At 47.5% G+C, this 7,599-nt stretch carries 5 protein-coding genes; 1 reads left to right on the forward strand and 4 read right to left on the reverse strand.

Annotated elements, in window-relative coordinates; translation table 11 throughout:
* Positions 1 to 131: 131 nt before the first annotated feature.
* The gene (locus BLV87_RS16275) at positions 132 to 719 is read right to left on the reverse strand and encodes a superoxide dismutase (protein ID WP_093070383.1); all 588 of its coding nucleotides are present in this window, start codon (positions 717 to 719) and stop codon (positions 132 to 134) included.
* Between the two features lie 452 nt (positions 720 to 1,171).
* Here BLV87_RS16275 and BLV87_RS16280 point away from each other — a divergent pair, with 452 nt between their 5' ends.
* Positions 1,172 to 2,743, forward strand: a complete 1,572-nt coding sequence (locus BLV87_RS16280; protein WP_093070384.1) for an ATP-binding protein — start codon at positions 1,172 to 1,174, stop codon at positions 2,741 to 2,743.
* A 58-nt stretch (positions 2,744 to 2,801) separates the two neighbouring features.
* On the opposite strand, the gene BLV87_RS16285 is transcribed toward BLV87_RS16280, so the two are convergent.
* The 3 genes from BLV87_RS16285 to BLV87_RS16295 all read right to left on the reverse strand — a co-directional run.
* Positions 2,802 to 3,302 carry a hypothetical protein gene (locus tag BLV87_RS16285; protein ID WP_093070386.1) on the reverse strand — a complete coding sequence of 167 codons (501 nt, stop codon included), beginning with the start codon at positions 3,300 to 3,302 and terminating at the stop codon, positions 2,802 to 2,804.
* A complete protein-coding gene (locus BLV87_RS16290) occupies positions 3,283 to 5,931 on the reverse strand; it encodes an nSTAND1 domain-containing NTPase (protein ID WP_175517996.1) in 2,649 nt (882 codons plus the stop codon). The genes BLV87_RS16285 and BLV87_RS16290 overlap by 20 nt, the downstream gene beginning before the upstream one ends.
* A partial coding sequence (locus BLV87_RS16295) for a WD40 repeat domain-containing protein (protein ID WP_093070389.1) occupies positions 5,928 to 7,599 on the reverse strand: 1,672 nt, incomplete at its 5' end. The genes BLV87_RS16295 and BLV87_RS16290, both read right to left, overlap by 4 nt.

Below are 7,599 nucleotides of genomic sequence, written 5' to 3' on the forward strand. Positions count from 1 at the left end.
ACGAAATGACGCGGCGCGAGGAATTCGGGAAATTACGCGCATGGCTACGTATTTCTACGTAGCGGTTGGCTTCTCCAACGCAAAAAGCCGAGACTGGCTCGGCTTTTTGCATTCAGGTAAAACGCTAAGGCTTACGCTGCGAAATTCTTCTCAGCAAACTCCCAGTTCGCCAGCGAGTTCAGGAAGGTCTCAACGAATTTAGGACGCAGGTTGCGATAGTCGATGTAGTACGCATGTTCCCACACGTCCACGCACAGCAGCGCGGTGTCGCCAGTCGTCAGTGGCGTGCCAGCAGCACCCATGTTCACGATATCTACTGAACCGTCAGCTTTCTTGACCAACCAAGTCCACGCAGAACCGAAATTGCCCACAGCAGAAGCGGTGAAGGCGGTTTTGAATGCGTCAAAAGAACCCCATTTCGCATCAATCGCAGCAGCCAATGCGCCAGTCGGTGCGCCGCCGCCATTTGGCTTCAGGCAGTTCCAGAAGAAGGTGTGGTTCCACACTTGCGCTGCATTGTTGTAAACGCCGCCAGCCGGTGCGGATTTGACGATCTCTTCCAGACTCATGCTTTCAAACTGGGTACCGGGAATCAGGTTGTTCAGGTTAGTCACGTAAGCGTTGTGGTGCTTGTCGTGGTGGAATTCCAGCGTTTCGGCTGACATGTGTGGGGCAAGTGCGTCTTTCGCGAAAGGCAGTTCTGGCAGTGTATGAGCCATGAGTCGTTACTCCTCTAGTCGTTAGGATTTATGGTCAGGGCGTAAGATAGGGCATTTGGGGCGTGTGGTGCAATAAGCCTGTGTTCGGGGGATGAATTATGAAGATTTTTACTGATCTGTGATGGCTTAGAAATCCAGAGCAAGCCGGAAACCAATGTGGCTACCACTTTTATAACCGTATTTGGCATCATTGCAACGGATAGAACTACCCTGTTATTGAAGTATAGGACGAGGGGAATATAGCTAGACAAAAGTCATAGACGGTCTATACGATATTTTTATGACTTCTTGATATAAAGCATTATTTTTGATGAGAAGTTATCCATGCAGTGTTTGCGCCGATTTTGCAGCAGCAGCGCGTGATGATTGACACCAAGTTCATTATCGTGGTGGATGGGATGTGGGGGAAGTTGGGGCTATAATCCCCCTATCACCCAAGGCAAGCGCGGCACATGAAAAAGTTACCCATCGGCATTAGCACCCTCGCAGACTTCATCACCGACGGCTACGTTTATGTGGATAAGACCCCGCATGTGCAAATGCTGACCGAAAGGGGCAAGTATTACTTCCTCTCACGTCCGCGCCGCTTTGGTAAGTCGTTGCTGGTGGATACTTTGCACCAGTTGTTTGCAGGCAATGAGCCACTGTTTCGGGGCTTACATATTCACCCGTATTGGAATTGGGCAGTGCAATACCCGGTGATTTCCATCAGCTTCGGTTCGGGGCAACTACAAAACCGGGCGGAATTGGAACGGCGTTTCCGCCATATTCTGCGTGTCAATCAAGAAGACCTTGGTATTGAATGTGCAGACCATGAAGACGTTGCTGGTTGCTTTAGTGACCTCATCCGCGCTGCCAAAGCCAAATACGGGCGCAGTGTGGTGGTGTTGGTAGACGAATACGACAAGCCGATCCTCGACAACATCACCAAACCGGACATTGCCGCCGAGATGCGCGACGGCTTGCGCAACCTGTATTCGGTGATCAAGGACAACGATGCCAGCATCCGCTTTGCCTTCCTCACCGGGGTCAGCAAGTTTTCCAAGGTATCGCTGTTCAGCGGCTTGAACAACCTGGAAGACATCACCCTCGACCCGCGTTACAGCGCCTTGTGCGGCTATACCCAAACCGAACTGGAACACCATTTTGCTGAACACCTGCAAGGCGCGGACATGGCAATGGTGCGGTCATGGTATAACGGTTACAACTGGCTGGGGGAAAGCGTTTACAACCCATTTGATGTGCTGCTGTTTATTTCCAAAGGTAAAAAGTTCCTGCCGTATTGGTTTGAAACTGCCACCCCGTCATTTCTGGTGGAGATTTTGCGCAAACACCAGTTTTATCTGCCCGACCTCGAAGCGGTGAACATGGATTACAAAGCCTTGGGGGATTTCGATGTGGATCGGATTCATCTGGAAACCCTGCTGTTCCAGACTGGCTACCTGACGATTAAACGGGAAATGGTGGATGTGCCGGGCAGCTTGCCGGAGTATGTACTGAGCTATCCCAACAATGAAGTGCGCTATAGCCTGACGGGTTATCTGCTGGATAACTACCTCACGGATACCCGCCCGGAACGCAGCGCCATCCGCCAAGCCCTGATCCGTAATGATTTTGCCACCTTGGAACGCCATTTCCGCGCCTTGTTTGACAATATTTCCTACCAAAATTACACCAATAACCCGATAGCCAGCTACGAAGGTTATTACGCCTCGGTGATGTACGCTTTTTTGTGTTCACTCAGCCTGGATACACGCGCTGAGGAAAGCAGCAATAAAGGGCGAGTGGACATTACCTTGCGTTTACCCTTTATTAATGGGGCAAAACGGGTGTATATCTTTGAATTCAAGATGGTGAAGGGTACGGAAGGCGATGGCAGCGCAATGGCACAGATCAAGCAGCAGGATTACGCCGCGCCCTACCGCGATGGGCAGCACCGCATCTTTTTGGTGGGGATGGAGTTTAGTGCGCAAGTGCGGAATTTTGTGGGGTTTGAGTGGGAAGAGGATTGCCTGCAAGGGTGAATTGCAGGCAATTATTTTGCGGCAAATCAATCGAGTCTGACTCCAGAATCGCTGTAAATTAGCATTTTCCTGTTAGTAGACAAATAATCTTAGAGATAGGCGATTCATCTGGCGTAGTTTGAACTGACAGTAGCATACCTGTGTCCTCTTGCCCCAACATATGTTCAGCCTGATGCCTATTTTTAAAAGCCACATTATAACTTTCTATATCAACAAACAACTTCATCACCTCCTCCATCCATCTTTCTTTATGATTCTCATCCTCAGCATGTTGTCGATTTTTTTCCATGCTAGTTAAATCAGAAAATTGCTCCTCAAGGCGCTTTATATAAGCATCATGCAGGTTTTTCGTTACTTGCAAAGACAAATAAACATCACTCAAAAAACCTTTGATAATCAAATTCCTCCTATCATCAAAGGGCGTATACTCTATCGGAACCTCCTGTATTACGGTTGGCTGATCTTCTGGATTAGCTTTTCCGACATCGCCTGCAATGGAGTCTCCGGGATTATCCGTAAGAGTAATATCCACTAATGCATCATCTTTTACTTCGTTCATATTCATTCTCCTTCAATATTTTAAGTGTATTTAAAAGGCACTGATCATGTTCATCTTTATAAAGCTCAATGTAACTAAAAGGAATTTCATCGTACATTTGCTTCACAGCAACTGGTATTGCTTTGTTTTCCCGACAATGTTTCCAAGAGTAAATTTGCACGGACATCAATAAAGTGTTAAACAAGCGATTGCCAGTTATCCCATCTTTATTTTCAACAAACTGCTCGTCCATATGCTTTAGGGCATTAATACTTGTTCGTGAATGGGTTAGCGCCGTATTTATAACCTCATCCAAATTCCCCTCACTATTTTTTGTGGCTTTAGATCTTATTTGTATTTCCATCAAACAAAGATCAGCAATTATCGCATGTTTATAGAACAGATACTCTTGGCTTATAAATTCATCATTAACATCGGCATTAATAAATTTGGCTCTAACTTCATTAATCTTAGGTAAGATTTTCTCATCAATTGCAACTTTTCCCCTTTTATGCTCTTGCTGAATTAAGTGATACCTATTAATGTTTGCATCAATAATTGCTTCAGGGCTAAGCTTATTATAATAATACATGGATGAAGCAATTAAGGTCATCAACAGCATTGCTGACATATACCCCGCAATTCTTTTATTATTTCTTATTCTTTTGCTTTTCTTTATTATGTTTCGCTCAACATTATTTTGATGCCAATCTATTGTCCCACTTTGTCCTTTTCCAATAACCTTCAAATCATATGCATTTAAGGTCGGCTCTTCTTTTTCATAAAGTTTAACGTTAATTATCCACTCTGATTTGCATTGATTCAGTATTTTTCGTGCCCGTTGTCCGGGCAGCTCTGATATTAAATATTGGGTCTTGACCAATTGGGCGAGTGTGTCATGGGCAAGGCGGGTTTGTTGCAGAGTAGTCTGGAGTTCCCTCGTTTGCGGTTCAATAATCAGGTGACGGCCTTGCAGCGCCTTGAGCAGAGCCACACGGTAGCTGATATGCGGATAAAGCACCTCATACTCTGCTATTGTCACGTTCTTCGCCGTACCTTGATCTGTAGTATGGGTATACAGCACGTCCAGTAATAACCCGCTTTCTTTTGCCTCTTTCCCCCAGTTTTCTTTCTCCGCAATGTCTTGCAGTTGTTGGTTAAGGTAATCTTCCAGCAGTAAGCCTGTCCGCTTTTCATCCAGATACAGGTCTTCGTTCCAGATCCGTTCCTGCTGATTTTCGACACGTTTCCACAAGCGAGAGAGGATGATCTGCAAGGTGGGAGCGATGTTGGATTGCTTGTCGGTAAGCAGGTCGTCGGCGATTTGTGCGGCAAGCTGCCCATCCGGTGGGTTTTGGATACTCAGGTTGTAGTGCTGGTGTAAGTATGGGGTTTCAGCCGGGGTCTGGATCACTTCAATGATGGACAGCTTATCGAGCGGGTTGAGCAAATAACGGGATACGTTGATGTTGTATTCTTGGCAGGCATCAAGGAGGTCAGCAAACCATTCCTTACGCAGGCTCAAAATCAGCTTGGCATTGGGGCGTGTTTCCTCTGGGTAAAAGACCGTGTGCAAGGTGGTTAGCAGCGTGTCCAGTTGGGGGTGCTGATCTGCGAAGAAGATTTCTTCTAGCTGGTCGATGATCCAGATAGCGGGCAAGCCAGTCGCTGTGGGGGTGTTGAGCAAACTGCGGATAGTTGCTGGGTCGGTGCTGCCGAAGAGTTGTTGCAGTAAGTTTTGTTGTGGATCACAGTCGTTGTAGCGCAGATAGCGGACGGTCTGCTGGCGGCTGGGGGCTTTGAGACGCGGGATCAGCCCGGCAAGCAGGAAGGAAGATTTACCGACACCTGTACCACCGTGCAGCAAAAGAACGGGTTCTTTGGTTTCGTCCAGTAACTGCATTACATCAAGGATAGCCTGACAGCGCCCGAAGAAGATTTCAGCGTCAGCTTCTGTGTAGTAGTAGAGGTTTTTGAATGGTTTGGCTGGCAATTCTCCACGCAGCAGGGCGGGTAAACGGTTGCAGGGGTTGGCGACATCGGCGAGTTTCCAATCAGGGGTATGGCTTGCTATGAACCATGCCCAATCTGCTTCGGCACTGGGAGTGGTGATGTCGAGTGAGCGGTAGGGTTGCCCATTCAAGGTTTGCACATCGGTTTGGGCTTGGACGAAGGCATCCAACAGCGGTAAAGCCTGTTCGGCAAAGGCATGGTAGAAGGCTTGGGTAAATTCCGTGGCGGTCTTGTCACCAATCGGCGCATGAGTCCCGATCACCGCTGCGACATTCGCGGCACGCAGCGCGTGGACTTGCGCGGCATTCTGGCAACCATTCAGCACCACCAGCCGCAAATGCGGGCAATTCCCCAGTTTCGCGGCAAAACCCTTGATGTGCCATTCGCCATCATCCAGTTGCAGGACATCGCTGTTGGAATGGCCTGAGAAATGCAGCAATACCAGCCGTTCGCGGTTCTCGTTCAGGTAATCCAGCAGCGCGTGGCTGTCGGTGTAGGGGAACAGTTTCAGCTCAAAATCGAGCCGTTGGGCAATGGGGGTAAGCAAGGTTTCAAGCTGCGCCATCTCTCTGCCAATGCCGGATAGATAATCGGCTTTGTCGTTGGCGAAGGTGAGGAGGATGAGGGGGAGGTTCACGGAGTGCTGACTTCCATTGTGAACAGGTTTACAAGATGTTGCCACCAATCAGGATTATGGTTGTTTGCTACATCAATGCCTTCCTTTTCCATGTCTGGAGGTAGTGGGAATTTATCACAAGTTTTTTCGTAAGGCTGGTCAGGGAGTAGATTACCGATATATTGTTTCCATTCCGCTGCTGTAAGGTTGCGGTTGGCGATGTAGCAAGCACGTTTATGTAATCCTTCAGGAGTCAAGTCAAATAAGTTGAAGGTGTAAATTTCATTGTTTTTCGTGAGAAATGCTAGATACTCCCCATCTTCACTAAATGCCTCAATTGGACTTGGCAAAGTAAAACGATCAATAACAGGCATAAGTGTTTGGGCATTCCAGAGCGTTGTTTCCAAACTAAGGTTCTGATAGGTTAAAAAAAAGGGCTGAGATCTACTTGAAATAATAGTATCAAATGAATAACCCACATAAATTTTGCTTGCTTTTTGTGTCCCAGCATCCCAAAAACGCAATGTATTATTACCCTTCGTTATTAGTAAGCCGACCTCTGAAAACTCCATACTTATATTTTCTTGCCCCGTTGGAATAGGGGCACTGATGAGATTTCCTTGGTTATCCCAGAAACGCAAAGTGTTATTCTTGCTATCCAATGTGACTAACAACCCGGTGAGAGAAAATGCTGTAGCATCAACATTAAGTACAGGCTCACCTACCAATTTGCCTTCACCATCCCAAAAACGCAGCGTATTATTCTCACTATCCGTCGTAACCAACAAGCCTGCTGGGGAAAACTGCGCTTCCACACGCTCTTGACCAGTGGGAATGGGTTCATTGCTTAGTGGCTTGCCTTGGGTGTCCCAAAAACGCAGCGTATTATTCTCACTATCTGTCGTAACCAGCAAGCCTGATGGGGAAAACTGAATTTCCACACGCTCTTGCCCAGTAGGAATGGGTTCATTGCTTAGAGGCTTACCTTGGGTGTCCCAAAAACGCAGCGTATTATTCTCACTATCCGTCGTAACCAGCAAGCCTGCTGGGGAAAACTGAATTTCCACACGCTCTTGCCCAGTGGGAATGGGTTCATTGCTTAGAGGCTTACCTTGGGTGTCCCAAAAACGCAGCGTATTATTTTCATCATCCAGCGTAACTAATAGTCCTGTCGGGGAAAACTCCATCGAAGGGTTGTCTTGCCCAGTGGGGATGGGGTCATCGCTAAGAGATTTGCCATGCCTGTCCCAAAAGCGCAACGTGTCGTTCTCATCATCACTAGTGACCAATAAGCCAGAAGGGGAAAATACCATGCCATACAAGCCTAGCTCTTGCTCTGTAGGGATAGATTCACTGAGTAGTTTGCCTTGGCTATCCCAAAATTCCAGTGTATTTTTATCAAAATTCCAAGTGACCAAATGATGATCAACGTATGAAAATGCCATAGACCAATCCTTGGCGGGTATGGGGTCGTGAATGAGGGGTCTGCCTTGCCTGTCCCAGACGCGCAGTGTGTCTTCTTCATCGTTACTCAACGTGGTTAGAAATTTATCAAAATGTAACATGCCCACACGGCTTTGCCCAGTGGGAAAGGGGGCAGCGAGAGGTTTGCCTTGCCTGTCCCAGAAGCGCAGCCTATTATTCTCACCATCCGACGTAACCAATAGCCCTGTCGGAGACAACTGCATT

It is taken from the genome of Thiothrix caldifontis (assembly GCF_900107695.1).
Lineage (GTDB): Bacteria > Pseudomonadota > Gammaproteobacteria > Thiotrichales > Thiotrichaceae > Thiothrix > Thiothrix caldifontis.

What these genes read in the sequence shown, in the direction of transcription:
- BLV87_RS16275 (WP_093070383.1), bottom strand. Translation starts at nt 719, where the DNA reads ATGGCTCATACACTGCCAGAACTGCCTTTCGCGAAAGACGCACTTGCC.
- BLV87_RS16280 (WP_093070384.1), top strand. Translation starts at nt 1,172, where the DNA reads ATGAAAAAGTTACCCATCGGCATTAGCACCCTCGCAGACTTCATCACC.
- BLV87_RS16285 (WP_093070386.1), bottom strand. Translation starts at nt 3,302, where the DNA reads ATGAACGAAGTAAAAGATGATGCATTAGTGGATATTACTCTTACGGAT.